The organism is Psychromonas marina (assembly GCF_030161115.1).
Lineage (GTDB): Bacteria > Pseudomonadota > Gammaproteobacteria > Enterobacterales > Psychromonadaceae > Psychromonas > Psychromonas marina.
This window is the reverse complement of the sequence record NZ_BSPQ01000038.1, coordinates 1-631: the sequence shown is the minus strand read 5'-3', so window position 1 is coordinate 631 and position 631 is coordinate 1. Positions and strand designations below refer to the sequence as shown.

Annotated in this window: 1 rRNA gene; it reads right to left on the bottom strand. The window is 50.6% G+C overall.

Features of this window, described 5'->3' with window-relative positions:
* Positions 1–631, bottom strand: a 16S ribosomal RNA gene (locus QQK09_RS19290); the annotation flags it as partial.

Here is a 631-nt window from a genome sequence, read left to right as displayed (position 1 = left end):
CGGTTTATCACCGGCAGTCTCCCTATAGTTCCCGACATAACTCGCTGGCAAATAAGGATAGGGGTTGCGCTCGTTGCGGGACTTAACCCAACATTTCACAACACGAGCTGACGACAGCCATGCAGCACCTGTCTCAGAGTTCCCGAAGGCACTCATCTATCTCTAGGTGATTCTCTGGATGTCAAGGGATGGTAAGGTTCTTCGCGTTGCATCGAATTAAACCACATGCTCCACCGCTTGTGCGGGCCCCCGTCAATTCATTTGAGTTTTAACCTTGCGGCCGTACTCCCCAGGCGGTCTATTTAATGCGTTAGCTTTGAAACCCACGGCATATAGCCACAAACTTCTAATAGACATCGTTTACTGCGTGGACTACCGGGGTATCTAATCCCGTTTGCTCCCCACGCCTTCGCGCCTCAGTGTCAGTCTTTGTCCAGGTGGCCGCCTTCGCCACTGGTATTCCTTCAGATCTCTACGCATTTCACCGCTACACCTGAAATTCTACCACCCTCTACAAAACTCTAGTTAACCAGTTTCAAATGCAGTTCCAAGGTTGAGCCCTGGGCTTTCACATCTGACTTAATTAACCACCTACGCGCGCTTTACGCCCAGTAATTCCGATTAACGCTCG